Origin of the sequence: Nocardia sp. NPDC051911, from assembly GCF_040681035.1 — a bacterium.
GTDB lineage: Bacteria > Actinomycetota > Actinomycetes > Mycobacteriales > Mycobacteriaceae > Nocardia > Nocardia sichangensis.
Genome location: NZ_JBFAXY010000008.1, coordinates 1 through 15,936 on the forward strand (window position 1 = coordinate 1; position 15,936 = coordinate 15,936).

Annotated in this window: 12 protein-coding genes and 1 pseudogene; 4 read left to right on the plus strand and 9 right to left on the minus strand. The window is 65.2% G+C overall.

The genetic code is table 11. The features are described 5' to 3' along the window. The first annotated feature begins 346 nt into the window (after window positions 1–346). Window positions 347–1,165 (plus strand): alpha/beta fold hydrolase, encoded by an 819-nt coding sequence (locus AB0L97_RS11845; RefSeq protein WP_364427995.1) that lies wholly within the window; start codon window positions 347–349, stop codon window positions 1,163–1,165. Here AB0L97_RS11845 and AB0L97_RS11850 read toward each other — a convergent pair. Beyond that, entirely contained in the window at window positions 1,162–2,604 is a 1,443-nt protein-coding gene (locus AB0L97_RS11850; RefSeq protein WP_364427998.1) for an XRE family transcriptional regulator, read from the minus strand. The two genes, AB0L97_RS11845 and AB0L97_RS11850, sit on opposite strands and share 4 nt — an antisense overlap. Before the next feature lie 196 nt (window positions 2,605–2,800). Between AB0L97_RS11850 and AB0L97_RS11855 the strand changes: the two genes are divergently transcribed. From AB0L97_RS11855 to AB0L97_RS11865, 3 genes are read left to right on the plus strand one after another with little or no spacing between them, the layout of a single operon-like run. Continuing rightward, the gene (locus AB0L97_RS11855) at window positions 2,801–3,484 is read left to right on the plus strand and encodes a hypothetical protein (protein ID WP_364428001.1); all 684 of its coding nucleotides are present in this window, start codon (window positions 2,801–2,803) and stop codon (window positions 3,482–3,484) included. Between the two features lie 17 nt (window positions 3,485–3,501). Beyond that, entirely contained in the window at window positions 3,502–4,626 is a 1,125-nt protein-coding gene (locus AB0L97_RS11860) for a radical SAM protein (RefSeq protein WP_364428004.1), read from the plus strand. A gap of 5 nt (window positions 4,627–4,631) precedes the next feature. Further along, complete coding sequence (locus AB0L97_RS11865; RefSeq protein ID WP_364428007.1) at window positions 4,632–5,285, plus strand: hypothetical protein; 654 nt, start codon at window positions 4,632–4,634, stop codon at window positions 5,283–5,285. A gap of 105 nt (window positions 5,286–5,390) precedes the next feature. Here the strand turns inward: AB0L97_RS11865 and AB0L97_RS11870 are convergent. The 8 genes and pseudogenes from AB0L97_RS11870 to AB0L97_RS11905 all read right to left on the minus strand — a co-directional run. After that, window positions 5,391–6,059 (minus strand): annotated as a pseudogene (locus AB0L97_RS11870) (carbohydrate kinase family protein); the annotation flags it as partial. Window positions 6,060–6,200: 141 nt separating this feature from the next. Next, entirely contained in the window at window positions 6,201–6,668 is a 468-nt protein-coding gene (locus AB0L97_RS11875) for an NUDIX domain-containing protein (protein ID WP_364428010.1), read from the minus strand. A gap of 1,276 nt (window positions 6,669–7,944) precedes the next feature. Further along, window positions 7,945–8,490, minus strand: coding sequence for an alpha/beta hydrolase (locus AB0L97_RS11880; protein WP_364428013.1), 546 nt, complete (start codon window positions 8,488–8,490; stop codon window positions 7,945–7,947). Window positions 8,491–9,037: 547 nt separating this feature from the next. Beyond that, window positions 9,038–9,943 carry an alpha/beta hydrolase gene (locus AB0L97_RS11885; protein ID WP_364428016.1) on the minus strand — a complete coding sequence of 302 codons (906 nt, stop codon included), beginning with the start codon at window positions 9,941–9,943 and terminating at the stop codon, window positions 9,038–9,040. Window positions 9,944–10,086: 143 nt separating this feature from the next. After that, the gene (locus tag AB0L97_RS11890; RefSeq protein ID WP_364428019.1) at window positions 10,087–11,589 is read right to left on the minus strand and encodes a sugar ABC transporter ATP-binding protein; all 1,503 of its coding nucleotides are present in this window, start codon (window positions 11,587–11,589) and stop codon (window positions 10,087–10,089) included. Next, a complete protein-coding gene (locus AB0L97_RS11895) occupies window positions 11,586–12,683 on the minus strand; it encodes a hypothetical protein (RefSeq protein ID WP_364428022.1) in 1,098 nt (365 codons plus the stop codon). Before AB0L97_RS11895 ends, AB0L97_RS11890 begins: the two co-directional genes overlap by 4 nt. Beyond that, window positions 12,680–14,833, minus strand: a complete 2,154-nt coding sequence (locus AB0L97_RS11900; RefSeq protein ID WP_364428025.1) for an SMP-30/gluconolactonase/LRE family protein — start codon at window positions 14,831–14,833, stop codon at window positions 12,680–12,682. The genes AB0L97_RS11895 and AB0L97_RS11900 overlap by 4 nt, the downstream gene beginning before the upstream one ends. Next, window positions 14,833–15,906, minus strand: coding sequence for a substrate-binding domain-containing protein (locus AB0L97_RS11905; RefSeq protein ID WP_067810311.1), 1,074 nt, complete (start codon window positions 15,904–15,906; stop codon window positions 14,833–14,835). Before AB0L97_RS11905 ends, AB0L97_RS11900 begins: the two co-directional genes overlap by 1 nt. Between the last annotated feature and the right edge of the window lie 30 nt (window positions 15,907–15,936).

The window sequence follows — 15,936 nt, forward strand, 5'->3', positions numbered from 1 at the left end:
GGTTCCTAGACAGCTCCACTTCACAGCCGGAGGCCTTCACCTGTCAGCCGGACTCACCACAGTGAGTAGGCCGGACAACCTCCCTGGACATCACAACTAGCCGAATTCGGCCCAGCTGGGCCGCTGCTGGTGTGCGCGCGGCCGGTCGTAGTCTCATCTGGGTGGGCGGTCGGCCAGCGGGACCGGTGCATCAGGAGACGCCCGACGTTGTCGGACCGGCCAATCATTGGGCGCGCGACAGAGAACCACGCGGCAATCCCCGACACCGATCCACCGCCGTCGCCGATGGGCTGCGGCGTACTCTCATCGTCTGGCAGCGGTGTGTCTGCTCTGGTTGACTGGCTCCGTGGTTCCGACAAGCACCATCACCCGCATCCGTACACTTGACGGCCTGCACCTGGCAGCCACCCTCGTCACTCCCGGTCAACCCACGACGCACGCCGTCGTGCTGGTGCACGGTGGCGGCGTCACCCGCGAGGAGGGCGGCTTCTTCACCCGTCTCGCGACCGGCCTTGCCGATGCTGGTATGGCGTCGCTGCGGTTTGATCTTCGCGGCCACGGCGACAGCGAGGGCCGCCAAGAGGAACTGACACTTTCCGCCATCCTCAACGACATCCGTGTCAGCCTCGCTGCTGTTCAGGCTGCCACGGGTGCCAGTGACGTGTCGCTGCTCGGTGCTAGCTTTGGGGGTGGCATTTGTGGCTATTACGCTGCCAAACGCCCACAGGATCTGTCTCGGTTGGTCTTGCTGAATCCGCAGTTCGACTACAAGAAGCGCACCATCGACACTCGCGACTACTGGACGAACGATGTCATCAGCGACGAGAAGGCCGAAGAACTCGACAAAACCGGAGCGATCCAGTTCACGCCGACACTGCGGCATGGTCGGCCGCTGCTCAATGAGGTGTTCTGGCTGAAGCCGAACGAAGTCCTCGGCGAGATCAAGGCATCGACTCTGATCGTCCATGGCAACGCAGACACCTTGGTCCCAATCGACGGTTCCCGTACTGCCGTCGCCCAATTCACCGCACCCGTTGAGCTGGTTGAAATCGAGCGATCACAGCATGGATTCGCCGTCCATGACGATCCGCAGTACCGCAACCCGAAAAGCCAGGAGTTCCAGGCCGAAGTGATCCGCATCGTGGCGGACTGGCTCACGACTTAGCGCGACGGCATCAAGGCTTCACGGAGCTGCCGCACACTCGGCCGGTGGTTCCAAGGGTCGAGCGTCCGCATTACATCCACAACGACATTCATCGTTCGCTCCGAACGGGTCTCGCGCGCCACCTCGACCGATTTGGTTGCCACCGTGGCGGCCTCGTCTGGTTCGCCGCTGAGTGCGAGTGCTTTTGCCTGTCGAGCACTGAAGAAACCAGCATCGCGCCGGGACAGTCCCCCGTCGGCGAGCACGTGACCGAACAGTTCAGTGGCCCGCTGCGGCTTGCCCGCCTCGGTGTAGCAGCAGGCTGAGCGAACCAGAAGCGTGCTCTCGTTGAAGTAGCTCACCAACCCTTGGTCGTCGGCACCGCTGGCCTCGGTGAGGAGGTGCTGAGCCTGATCAAGGCTTTGCTCCACGGCAGTGGCTGGTTCGCCGATCATGGCGAGCCCCAAGGCTTCCTGCTGCACGACTTCCGCCTGTACCCGGATCGGAAGCTGCCACGGTCCCTCTTTGGCGGCTTGCGCCAATCCGAGAAGTGTCCCAGCGTCGCGCGAGTCATAGGCCATCTGGGATTTCTTGAGCAGGACGTATCCCTGCATGGGCAGGCTGCCCGCGGCCTGCGCCCACTCCATCGCGCGGTCGTACAGGAAGGTCGCCGTTACCGGGTCATGGAGGTCGCGATACAGCCACCCTGCGAATTCCGCGCCATCTGATCCAACCGCCAGCAGTTGCCGACGCACGTCCGAGTGAACATCCTTGCTGTGCCGTCGGATTGCGCCGAGCACGGCGAGTGTGAGTGGCAACGCTTCGGCTGGACCGAGGGAACCGTCATCGGCTTTGCAACGCGCAAGCTGAGCATGGAAGAACTTCAGGACCGAGCCGTCGAAGTACCGGCGAGCGTCTTCCAGCGCCAAGCTCACCCGCTCCAGGTCGTCACTGTGACTGATCGGTGGGGTGCCAGTGCCATCGCCAGCCAACCAGCGCGCAAGCGCCAGCGCGTTATTACCTGTCGTGCTTGTAGGTTCGATGGATACGGCTGCCGCGCCCACCTCGTCGGGCAGCTTGAACCACAGCAACTCGGGCGGAATTCGGAGTATCTGCGCCCACCGCGTCAGTTTGGACAGTTGCTCTGGCGCTGAACCTTTTTCGATTCGACTGATCTGCACCTGTGTCATACCGAGCCAACTGCCCATAAGTTCCTGCGGCAGCTGTTGTCCGTGATACGGGTGGTTGCGGTAAGCGAAGAAGACCCGGCCCATGTGCCAGGTGGCGAGCGCATCGCGCATTTGGTCGGTCTGCCAGAAGTCCAGCGGAAGCGTAGGCGGGCGGTGCCGCTGCCCCCGTGCCATGACTTCGCAAGCGCCACACACAGATTCGGCGTTGTAGCGGCTCAAGCGGTTGCCGCAGCGCGCGCAGTAGCGCTGGTTGTGCGGCGTTTCGGTCATGTGAACCGCTCCGGATCGTCCGCGAGGGTTGCCTTATCCCCCGTTTGCCCTGGCCGGAGAACGCTACCACTGGTTTCCGTGATCAGTATGCGTTCCATGTATATCGCGTATTCGTCGTGGTCGTGGTGGGTTTTTGGCCGAAATCCGACGCTTGGGGACCAGACACATTCAGGCCCTCAAAAGAAAGGAGTAGGCCGTGGCCCTGTCCCTTGTCGTACCCATCTTCGGTCCACCGGCCGCAGGCAAAACCACTCTCACACTGCGCCTCGGATCGGCACCAGGGCGGCGGATCTTCCGACTGCGCGAGCACGTGCCGACAGACGTACTGGCTGCCACCGCGACCAGTAGCGAACGGCTGGGCTGGATCGACGAGTTCACCGTTGGGGAAGCGCTGCGCTCATATTTCGATGCCGCTCGCGCCGATCCGGACGTGCATACCGTGCTGCTGGACAACTTCCCCGGTTCTGCGAGCCAGGTCGACCAACTGCTCACCAGCCTCTGGGCGTTGACACCACCCGGTCATATCGAGGCGATCGAAATCGTCACCGACGCCAAGACGCTCAAGCAGCGGGCAAAGAACCGAAAGGTGTGCCACCAGTGCGAGCGTGATCCCATCCGCGATCCCAGACTTCCAGCCATACCCAGCCGGGATGACCCCTGGCAGTGCGCCCACTGCGGTGGCTTGTTGCATCCACGGCGCGGCGACTCGCCGCGGCTGTTCAAGGCCAGGTTGCAGCGCTACCACCAGACGGCTGCCGGTATCCGAGGGGGCTTCACCGACTCCGGCATTGCCGTCACTCAGCTCGACACCACCAACACCATCGACGGGGCGGCAAATCTGCTTGCCTCGCTCCTTATTTCACGGAGTTCCACACGATGAATACTGTTCCATTGCCCATGCCCAGCCTCAAACCGAGCAGTGATGGGTACGGCCACGCCCGCATGCCGCGCGGTGCCACCGTTCCTCAGCCGGACCGGATCGACCGTGTGGCCTACGGCCGCTTCCGCAACGTCTACCTCTACATCACCGAGGCGTGCCAACTTCGCTGCGAGCACTGCTACATGGGCGAACGGCTAGACCGGGCGCTGAAGATGCCGCTGCCCAAGATCGTGGACACGCTCACCACGTGGCGTCGGCTGGGCGGGAGCAAATTGACAATCCTCGGTGGGGAGCCGACGCTCCACCCCTACTACTGCGAGGTGATCCGACTGAGCAAACATCTCGGCTACGAGCACGTCATCACCACGACGAACGCTCAGAAACCGGCACTTCGGCGCTTCCGGCAGCTCGGGCCGGAGAACTTCGCCTACGTACAGGTGAGCCTCGACGGTGGCAGCCGCGAGACCCACGATGCCGTGCGTGGTGCCGGCACGTTCGATGAAGCCATGGAAACCACGCGGGAGCTGGCCGAACGCGGATTCGACACTCGCATCATCTGCACGGTCAACAAGGCCAACGAACGAGATGTGTTCCAACTCCTCGACATTGCGGATGTCCTGGGTGTGAGCCTGGTGAAGTTTCACGTCTTCTCGACCATCGGCACAGGGCACGGCAATCCGGAGATGGCCATGACACCGCCGGAATGGGTGAGTTTTTGCGACGCGCTCAATGATGTTGCACCCCAGTACAAGACAAGGGTGTGGTATCAGCCGACGTATGCCCGGCGCGATCAGATGGAGCGCTACGCCGCCGAGGGCTATCAGGGGTGCATCGGCCGAACACTGGACCGGATTTCGATCTTCCCAGACGGCCGCTGCTACGTCTGCTCCTACCTGTTCGACACCGAGTTGCACTTCGCCCAGATGGTCGACGGGCAAGTGCAGCTCAACCACAGTGCCAACGAGTTCGAGCTGTTCACCAGTGTCCTCGCCGAAAGCTCATGCGGCGGGTGCAAAGCCGGTGCCTGCATGGGCGGGTGTCCGGCCGAAGAGGTGGTGATGGGCCAGTCCTCGTGCACGACCTACGACGACATCGTGCCCGTCTGCCGCCTGTGGAAGTCCAGCGCCAAGCCCGAGGAGTGAACCCAATGGACGATATGGATCGGATCGCCGAAAATCTGCGCTGGATCGACTGGGGCGACATCGACGATGTCGAGCTGAACTGTCGTGAGGCATTGAACGAACTTACGGCCGAACCGCGAATTGTGCGTGCACGGCTCGAGGAGCTACCCAACCGGCCCGAGTTGCTCGACCTGTGCGAGCACTACGACATCCTGGACAAAATCGTGCTGGCCAGCGAGGACGATCCGGGAGTACGGGTACGACTGCATGTATTCCTGCCAGGCTACTTCGACCGCCCGCACAATCACCGCTGGTCCTACGCCAGCAAGATTCTGCGCGGGCACTACCGGCACTACTTGTTCGGCAACGCCGAGCTGGACGAACAGGTGGAGCCGAACAAGCTGCCAGTGCTGCACGTTCGAGAGGAGGCGGTCGGCACCAGCTACGCGCTGCACCACTCGATGATGCATGCAGTCGTCGCGGAGCCGTTCACGGTGTCGCTCGTGATACGCGGGCCAGCCGTAAAGGATCGGTTCCTGGTCATGGATCGGCAGACGAACGAGGCATGGTGGCAGTACGGCGCCAAGGATGAGTCCGAAGCGGAGGCCAAGAAGAAGCAGATGAGCCGTACGCGATTCGCGGAAGTAACTGGCTGGATGGATGAGTGGGGGTTGTTCTAGCTGTTGGCGACTGGCGATTAATGCCCGCAGTTCGGCCAAGGTCGGCAGTGAGGCACCTTGGTGGCGTGCACACCGGAGTGCTCCACTGGCCGATCCGAACAACATACTTTGCCCCATTGACCAGCCAGCCCAGAGGCCATGAAGCAGGCCACCAGAGAAGGCAGCACCCGCGCAGTGCGTATGTCGAATCTCCACCGGAAACGCTGGCACCGAGACCAGCTCAGACCGACTGAGCCCGACGGCACCATGAGCACCAGCGGTCACGATCACCCAGGCTGCACGAGTCTGGTCCAAGATGGATCGGGCCAGAGCTGGCGCATCGGCGTGAGCAGTGTCATCGACATTCGTTTGCACGAGCAGGCCCGAGTGCCCGCGTACGGCAGCTGCCACCTCAGGCGAAAGCATGGAGTCACCGAGATTGAGCAACAAGGGCACCTCGGCGGCACGGGCGACCTCGATAACGCGAAGTGCGGCTGATTCGATCAGCTCGTAGCAATCCAGGTAAACGAATGCCGCCTCCGCCAGCGGCGACAGGTCGGCACGCTCCAAACTGGCGACAACGCCCGGCAAATGGGCGAACCAGGTGCGGGTGTGCTGGTCATCGCCACTCACGACGATTCGCGGAGTGACGACATCCGGCCTGATCGCGAAGGCACGCTGAACCTCGCGTTGTTCCAGCCAGCGGGCAACGCCGCGGCCGTGCTCATCGTCGCCAGTGTCGTTGGCAATCAGCAGGGTCGGTGCTCCCAGAGATGCGAGCACCGCCGCTGTCATCGGCCCGTCAGCCGCTACCGACCATTCGATGGTGCGGATTTCCGCTCCGCGGTTGGCAAGGGGGAATACGGGCACGGTCCATAGTTCCGCCTGCGCCAGGTAGCTGACGCACACCACCGGGCCAGACGGAGGCACAGTGATCTACCAGCCGTAGACCGAGAAGGAGTCGCCAGCCGCGATGCGCTCCATCGCTGTGCGGCAGTAGGGGACCATGTGCTCGGGCAGTGCATCTGTCGCGAACCATTCGAGTGCGCTGCACTTTTCAGGTTCCAGGTTGGTTGGCTCCCCCTGCCATGTGTCCACGGTGAAGAATAGCGCTATGCGCCCGCCTGAGGACGAGTTGTGCATGATGTGGCTGAAGTGCACCTCCTCCGGCGCGATGGTCACGCCGATTTCTTCCCTGGCCTCGCGGATCAGGGCGTCGACCACCGATTCGTCGGCTTCGAGATGACCGCTCGGCAGGTGCCAGGCTTCGTCCTCGAAGCCTGTGTTCTGGCGCTGGCCGAACAGCACTTCAGTCCCTCGGCGCAGCAGCAGGTGAACGTCACCAGTCACCTTGTGCCGCTGCGGCTTTGCTTCTCGGGCGAGTGCGGTCGTTGTGTCAGTCATCGTTTGGTTGTCTCCTCTCGTAGTGGTTGAACTGGTTGTTTGATGCATTGAGCCCCTGAACGCACCGAGCCTAGATCTCCCGGCATCGGTGCGATATACACCGAATGTATACCGACCAACGGGTCACGATATGGATCGGTCCCGTATTCGGATTCACTCTCGTTACCAGGCAATTTGGCCATAACGGAACGGGAGTGGTGGACATGCGTAGGCCACGACACATCCGGATCGAATCCGGTGCGCTGAGGTTGGACTATCAGGGGTCGGCCGAACAGGCTCAGAATGTCGCTGATGAGTTGGCCCACGGATCGCCGGAGGTCGTTGTCACAGTCGATGACAACGTGACCGAAGACCATCCAACATTGCCGTGCTCGCGGTTGTGGGAGTGAAATTCGCTGTTACCGAACGGGTTCCTTATACTCACGGTAGGGAGCTTCACGTCACGAGCATTTGTACCGAAACCACGCACCTGCGATCGAGGTCACGCTGTTGACTTCATCGCTGATGGCGGCCCTCTGGCCAAGTTCGCTGTTCTTCACAGCAGTAACGTGTTTCCGAATTGGCAAGCGCTGGAAGTCGGTCCATCCGCCGGACGGGCGTGGCGGTGAGTTCCTCAGCTGTCACCGTTACGACGAGGATCATTACTGTCATGAGGAAAATGAAACGCAACCGATGAAGACAAACGCAGTCCAAGAGTCGTGGATCAGTGAGTATGATACGGAGATACTGCCACGACTGCAGGACATTGTGCCGCCGCTGCGGCAGACGCCAATTCGGCGACCGCCGTGGCTTCACGGCCGTTCTTGAGACTCCATGACGTCTATCGCGAATTTCACCGCGCGACAGCCGTATCAGGCACGATCCAGTCCGGCTCGGTCACGCTTCCCAAGCGTACGTGAATCGCGGCAGCTCAGCGACGCCAGAAAAATAGCGTTTCTAGTTTCGCAACATGGCTCGGAATGAAGCTTTGATACCAGCGATGTCGGACGAATATATTTGTATAAACGGCTGGTGAGAAGGCATATCCACGCCTGGGTGTCATCGCCGGCGCGGTCCCCGAGTGTTCGCTCGGTTCCACCGGCCGCGCCTTGTTGGCTTCTGTAGCCCGTTGGCCTGCGGTTATGTACGGTTGGATGTGGTTCGGATGTGTTCTGGATAGGTGATGGGTGTGGTTCGGAGGTGATCCGGATGCAGCATGCCGACATGGGTCGGGGCTGTTCCGGGCGCTGTGGCGAGGCCGTTCGGTGTGGTTGGTGAGCCCTGCTCGGCAACTGTGTTAGCGGTCTTGTTGCCGCGAGGGTGGGGTGTTGGTTTCGGGCCGTGGTCGATACGTGGGGTTATATGTGGGGAAATACGGGGGGAAATACGTGGGGTCATCAAAAGGCCCCACTCTATCCAGGGGTATCCGCGCGGCCACCACGGTACCCAGCGCCTTGATCCGGTGCTCGGTCATCGTCGCGTTGGCCGCGTAGACCCCACCCCCGCAGACACCGAGCGCACCGATCCGCTCCTCATCGACGTAGTCGAGCGTGACGAGATAGTCCACCGCACACCGGAAATCCTCGACGCGAGCGGCCGGGTCCTCCAGGTAGCGGGGTTCACCACCGCTCTCACCCTGATACGACGCGTCGAATGCCAAGGTCACGTACCCCATCTCGGCGAGGCGTTCACCGTAGATGCTGCCCGCGGTCTGTTCCTTGCAACTGCTGATCGGATGACCACATACGATCGCCGGATACTTCTTCGACGAGTCGAACCCCGGCGGGAACCGCAGATCAGCGGCCACATCGATGTCCTTGTTCTTGAAACGCACAGATTCCATCTCGAAAGCTCCTCGTCTTGTCGGCGCCACGCGTACAACTCGTGCGCACTCGATCGTCGCGCCGATGCCAAGAGACAGCCAGGGACAAACTCGACCCAGGAACCGTCGCGTAGGCGCAGAGCAACCCCGACGCCCAACAGGCATGATCACGTACGGCGAAGCGGCCGTCCCGCCCGGAGCAAAACGGGCGGTAAACGCAGGTAAGAAGGCAGAAAGCAGGTCAGACCCGGTCTCCGACCGCACCTGACCTACTACTCTGTGGAGCTACCGGGCCTCGGACCCGCTGCTGTGCCGACCACCGCCGGCCCGCAGCCTGCGCGGCTGCCGGGGACCCTGCACGCCGGACCCGACTCGCCCTCCTGGGTGATCACCACGACGTTGCTGACCACAGTCGTGGACACGCCGGCCTCCCTGCGTTTCGACCGGCATCTCGTGCTCCGAACGGCGACCGCCGGGCCGTCGGCAGACCAGCGGTGCTGCCGCCCCGGACAAGGCCGCGGGCCCGGCACCGCGTCAGCGATGCCGGGCCCGCGAATCGCGGCTGCGGTCAGAGCTTTTCGGTGAAGAACGGTGTCAGCGCGGCGACCGCCTGGTCGACGTATTCGGGCTTGTCGTAGAGACCCACGTGGCCGGCGCCATCGACGAGGACCAGCGCGGTGGTCTCCGGCAGTCGCTTGTGCAGGTTCTCGGCCTGCCACAGCGACCCCGCCGCGGTGCCCGCGACCAGCAGGACCGGCCGGTCGAGGAGTTCCTCGGCGCGGTCGAAGGCGTCGAAGGCGAAGATGCGGGGCACGCTGGCGGTGAACAGCATCCGGTTGTCGGAGTTGGGGTGCTGACAGCGTGGCGTGCGGTAGTAGTCGTGCGCCTCGACCAGGTCGGCGGGAGTGGTCTCGTCCACGGTCTCGGGGACGTAGTTGATCTCGGCGACCTTCCCACCGGTGGCCTCGGCGGCCCGCTGCGCGGCCACCGCGTCCAGGGTGGCGATCTGGGTCTCGACCGGCGCGCAGCCGTCCCAGCCGTTGCGGAAGGTCGCGCCGATGTCGACCGGGCTGACGGCGCCGACAGCCTTGATCCGGCGGTCGGTCATGGTCGCGTTGATCGCGTACCCGCCGCCCGCGCACACACCGAACGCGCCGATCCGGTCCGCGTCCACGTAGTGCAGGGTGGACAAGTAGTCGACGGCGGCACGAATGTCGGCCACGCGGGCCGACGGGTCCTCCAGGTGCCGGGGCAGCCCGCCGCTCTCGCCCTGGTGCGAGGCATCGAAGGCCAGGGTGACGAAGCCCTGGGCCGCGAGTTCCTCCGCGTACAGTCCCGCCGTCTGCTCTTTGACACCGCCGCCAGGGTGCACGGCGACGATGGCCGGGTAGGTGCCGTCCTCGGAGAACTCCGCGGGCAGATACAGGGTGCCCGCCAGGGTGACGGTGGCGTTGCGGAACTCGATGTCCTCCATGTGCTGTCCTCTGCTCGCTCGTGTCGTCTCGATGACTCCACTCTGCGACCCGGTGACCGGTACCGACAGGACGAGCCTCTTCCTGGGAAGGATCCTTCCCCCGTTCGCCGCCGCACGGGCGGGCACGGCGGCGAACAGGCCGGTCAGTGCACCGCGGCGAACATCAGCCTGGCGTCGTCGGCCTCGTCGGGGTCGAACTCGGCGACGATGCTGCCCTGTTTGGCGACCAGGATGCGGTCGGACAGCGCCCGGATCTCGGGCAGGTAGGAGGAGATGACCACCACCGCGACGCCGTCGTCGGCCAGCGCGCGGATCATGGCGTGGATCTCGGTGATGGTGCCGAGGTCGACGCCGCGGGTGGGTTCGTCGATGATGGCCACCAGCGGGGTACGGGTCAGGCTCTTGGCCAGTACCACCTTCTGCTGGTTGCCTCCGCTGAGTTCCTCGAGCTTCGCCCGCTCCGGTTGCAGCGTGCGCACGTGGAATCGTTCGACGAATCTGCGCGCCACCGACTTGCGCTCCCCCGGCCGCACCAGCAGCGGCAGGCGCGCCGCGCTGCACAGGTGGCCGAAATAGATGTTGTCGGCGATGGAGAAGTGCCCGAAGAAGCCGGAGGCCTTGCGGTCCTCGGTGACGTAGACGATCCCGGCGCGGCGGGCGTGGCGCGGGGTGCGGAACCGCACCGGGCGCCCGGCCAGCCGGACGGTCCCGCCGCGCAGCCGCCGCCGTTTGGCCACCCCGCCGACGATCATCGCCGTCTCGCTGCGTCCCGCGCCGACGAGACCGTAGATGCCGACGATCTCACCCGGATGCGCGGAGAAGGACATGTTGCGGACGGCGGGCAGCAGGGTGAGGTCGTCGACTTCGAGCACCGGCGCCGGGCCGGGTTCGCGCCCTGGCGGCACGCGCTGGTATTCGACGCTGCGCCCCACCATCATCCGCACCACCTCGGTGCGGTCGAAAGCGGGTTTGTCCAGGGTGCCCTGGACCTGTCCGTCGCGCAGGACGGTGATGCGATCGGCTTCCTCGAAGGCTTCGTCGAGCATGTGGGTGATGAAGACGACGCCGATGCCGCGGCGCTTGAGCCTGCGCATCGAGAGGAACAGTTGGAGCCGTTCCTCGGGGGTGACCGAGGCCGTCGGCTCATCGAGGATGACCAGGGTGGCGTTGCGGTGCACCGCGCGGGCGATCTCGACCATCTGCTTCTGCGCGATCCCCAGCGCGCCCGCGGTCATCTCCGGCCGGATGTGGAAGTTGTGGGATTCCAGTAGCTCGCGCGCCACCACATTGAGCTGGGAGAGGTTGTTGAACGGCTTCTCGTCACCGAGGAACAGGTTCTGCGCCACCGTCATGGACTCCACCAGGGAGCCCTCCTGGTAGACCATGGCAACGCCGGCCTGGGCGGACTCCTTGGGTGTGGCGAAGCGGCGTTCCCGGCCGCCGACGGTGAGGGTGCCCGCGTCGTGGCCGATCGCGCCCGAGATCACCTTCACGAGGGTGGACTTGCCCGCGCCGTTCTCGCCGAGCAGCGCGTGGATCTCGCCGGGACGCACGTCGAAGTCGACGTCGCGCAAGGCGTAGGTGCCGCTGTAGTGCTTGCTGACACCGGCCAGCCGGATTACCGGCTCGATGGTCTTCCCGGTCACGGCAGACTCCTCTCGTTCCGCGGCCCGGCGCACAGGACGTTGCCGAAGCCGTTGGCCGCCAGAATGATTCCGTGCGGTCCCCCCGCGACACCGGTGATGCCGTGGCGGTCACCGTCGGCACGCGAGTGCAGGCTCTCGGTGATCCGGCCGCGGGCGTCGAGACGGAAGGCCAGGCCGTAGGATCGGGCCGGCGCCCAGGGTTTCACCACCCCCAGGACGCGCAGCTGCCCCAGTTGCAGCGTGTCGGTGTAGGGGTTGGCACAGCGCAGGCGTGGCACGAACCATTCGTCGGGGCGGATGGTCGCCCGCATCTCGGCGAGCAGCTCGGGTTCGTCGAGCAGCAGTTCGGTGAAACGGTTGCGGGCATAGGGCGCCGCGACCCACCAGCCGTCGCCCGCGGCGCGAATGCGCCCGGGGTAGACCGGCAACCTGCTGCCGACCGGTGCGCCGGGCCGGTTCAGGGCGTCGATGCGCCTCCGTTCGATGCGGTGCTCGAAGCCCAAGGAGATCAGAACCTCCGTGTCCGAGACGATCTCGATGCCGCTGGGGTGAGCGAGACCGTCGGCGGCGATTTCGGCGTGCGCGAGATCCACGCGCACGATCCGGCCGGATCGGTCGCCTGCGACCAGGGCCTGCGCCCAGTCCCGGTGCGCGGGTTCCACCGAGCCGATCGTCGCCAGCAGCGCGCCGTCGGGCAGCCGGGTCAGATCGGTGACACCGGTGGCCACCAGCGGGTCGGTGCACAGGTCGTGGGTGCCGCCGCGGCGGTCGATCCGGACCAGGCCGACGCCGTCGACCGCGACGATCAGATCGTCACCGGTGTCGAGGAGGCTGCCCGCGCGACCACCGACGACGGCGTGCGGCGCGGCCGTACCGCCGTCGAGGGTGAAAACCGTGTTCCCACTGGAGAAGACGATTTGCCCACCGGGGCGCACGAGCACGTCGTCGGGTGCGTGATCCCCCGCGGGCAACAGCAGCTCGGCATCGTCGAGCCGCCGGTTCGGACGCAATCCGGCCTCGAAAGGGGGCACGCTGCGGTGCCGGGCCCAGCCGGGATTGATCCATTCCTTCAGGGTGGTCAAAGCACGATTCATCGGTCCGCCTCCGCCATCGGGCGGCCGGGCACGATCAGGCCGGGGACCTGCGCCGGATCGATGGAGCCGACCTCGCCCGGGTCCAGGGTGAGCCGGCCGATGCGGTTGTTGCTGACACCGCACAGATAGAGCTGCCCGGCGCGTTCCTTCACCGAAGTCACCATCGGGTGCGCCGCCAGCGTGGAATCCCAGAGCACTTGCAGGATCTCGCCCCGGTCACTGAACTTCATCACGCACGAGACATTGAGCTGCGGCACCACCCAGCTGTCGAGAGGCACTTCCTTGGTCATCCTCCTGCGCACCGCCGGGTAGCGGTTGAGCAGGTCCGACATCGGCGTGCGCAGCGAGACGAAGGGCAGCCAGTAGTTGCCGTCGGAGGACCGGTTGAGGTTGTCGGGATTGCCCGGCAGGTTCTCCAGGACCGGTTCCAGCTGTCCCTGTTTCGGGCCTGCGATCCACAGCCGGTCCACCCGGCACAAGCCGGTGGAGGCGATGAGGATCGACTGCCCGTCGTGCGCGGTGCAGACGCCGTTGGGGAACACGCTGTTGGACACCACGACCTCGGCGCTGCCGTCGGGGTCGATCCGCACCACGCGGCCGTTGGGTCGCGATTCGACCAGTTCCACCAGGTATTCGGCGGCATTGGTGCGAGTGGAGAAGTCCGAGACGTAGATCGAGCCGTCCGGGGCGACGTCGAGGTCGTCGACCGCGCGCAACCCGGAGTCGTCGATCAGGGAGAACCGGCTGCGTGGCACCTTGGTGGCGACCGGTTCGGCTTCCCCGTCCGCGTCCAATCGGTAGACGCCCATACCGCCGACCGCGACCAGCAGCCGCCCGTCCCGGTCCCAGGCATGACCGAGCGGGAAACCGCCGGTGCGGGCGAAGATCTCGCCCTCGTCGGGGGCGTCGGCATGGAAACGCCAGACCCAGCCGCGGCGGTCACCGCAGTAGATTTCGCCCTCGGGTCCGACGGCGCAGTCCTCGGCGCCCTCGATCCGGCCGAGACCGATCGGGGTGGCGTCGGTCATCTTGTCGTTGATCGTCCAGACGGTGCCGGGCACGGTCACGTCGACGAGTTCGCCGAGGGCGATCCGGCCCGGGTCGATCTTCAGCTTCTCGGCGGTGCGCTGCCGGTACTTGCCCCACTGCTGATCGAGGACCGCGAAGACCAGCAGCGCCAGCGCGAGAACCACGGTGTACCAAGAACCTTCGAGGTGCATGACGACCGTGGCCTGCTGGATGATCTGCACGACCACGATGCCGACCGTCGCCCGCAGCACCGAACCGCGACCGCCCGCGAGGCTTACCCCGCCGAGTACGACGGCGGTCAGCGCCATCAGCTCCCACCCTTGTCCGACATCGGGATCGGTGCGCCCGACCCGGGCCGAGGTGAGCAGGGCGGCCAGCCCGGCAAGCGCGCCGGACAGCACGTAGCCGAAGAAGGTGACCCGGTCGACCGGGATGCCGTTGCGGCGCGCCGATCGCCGGTCGCTGCCGACCGCGGCCACCCACCAGCCCCACCGCGACCGGGTGAGGCCGACGTGCGCCGCCAGCAGCACGCACCCGAAGAAGACCCAGGCCGTGGGAATCAGCGCGATCGAGCCCTCGCCCAGGAAGTCCCAGACGATATCGGGTCTCGGCATGCTCAGCTGGAAGCTGTAGGCGCTTTGCAGCGCCGCGGCCGCGCCACCGAAGGCCACCAGGGTGACCAGGGTGGTGATGAAGGGTCGCATCTTCCGGTAGGCGATGAAGTATCCGTTGACCGCGCCCAGCAGCGCGCCGCACACGACGGCGGCGGGAGCCACGACAACCATCGGCCACTCCCATGCCCGCGCGGCCACCATGGCCCCGATCGCGGTGAATCCGACGATCGATCCGACCGACAGGTCGATGCCGCCCGCGACCAGCACGACGGTCAGGCCGATCGCGAGCAAGCCCTTCTCGGAGATTTCGTCCATGATGGTCGGCGCGTCCGCGAGGCCGACCGGTGTGCTCAGCACGACCAGCACGCTCAGTCCCACGGCGAGGCCCAGCGGCACCGCGCCTTCCATCCAGCGCTTCTCGAACAGGTCCGACAGCGTGCGAGCAGGTGCGAAGCGGTCGCGCCAGGAGCCGCCGGTCTGCCCGAACGCGTCGATGCCGCGTGCCATCACTGCCCCTTGTAGCAGGCGATGGTGGTGGCGTCGACGTTCCCGCGATCCACCACCGTGTGCGGAACGAAGGCCACGGTGTGCGTGCTGCCCGCGGGCGCGCCGGTCTGTACCAGCTGCTGGGCGGCCACCACCGCCGCGGTGCCGACACCCTGGACGTCGTAGGAGGCCGAGGCGGTCACCTTGCCCTGGCGCAGCGCGTCACACCACAGGGTGTCGGCGGCCATGGTGTAGACCCCGAGCGAGTCGGCCGGGATCACCCCGCGCGCGACCGCGCTCTGCACCGCGTCACCTACCGCGATGGAGTTCAGGTCGTAGGTGACCAGAAAGCCGCAGACATTCGTCTTCTGCTGCTGGATGATCGATTCGGCGGCCTGCTGGGCGAGGGAGTTCTGCCACTGGCTGTGCGCGGTGGTCACCACCTCGAACCCGGCCGGGTCGGCGATGTTGTGCACGCCTTTGGACCACAGCAGCGAGGCGGCGTCGTTGCCGGGACCGTCGATGATCGCCAGTCGTTTGGGAGCGCCGCGCTTCTCGCAGTCCGAGACCGCCCGGCTGGTGATGTCCTCGGCGGCGGCGATGTTGTCCACGCCGATGTAGGCGTCGCCGAGCCGGCTCGAGATCATGTTGACCACGACCGTGTAGATGCCCGCCTTCTGGGCGTCGGCGATCTGCTTGGTGAGGACGCCGACGTCGGGGTTGTGCAGGATCAGCACGTCGGCGGCCTTGCGGTCGATGATGTCGCTGATGATGCGGGTCATCTTGTCGGTGTCGAAATTGGGGTCGTAGACCTGGAATTCGGCGCCGAGGTTGCCGAAGGCGCGCTCCATGGAGGCGCCCCAGTTCATCGTCAGGTTGTAACCCTTGTAGAGGATGGGCACGAAGGCGACCTTCTTGCCCCGCATGGACTCGTGCACCTTGGTGCTCGCGTCGAAGAGCTGAACGGTCTCGCCGAAGGTCTGGCCCGCGCCGCCCGCGGCGGGACTGTTCGCCGATCGGGCACCGGTGGAACAGCCGGCAAGGGCGATCGCCGAGGCCGAGGCGAGAGCGAGGGCGAGCATCTTGTTCTTCATCGTCGAAGACTCCTGAGAGAGAGGTGATTC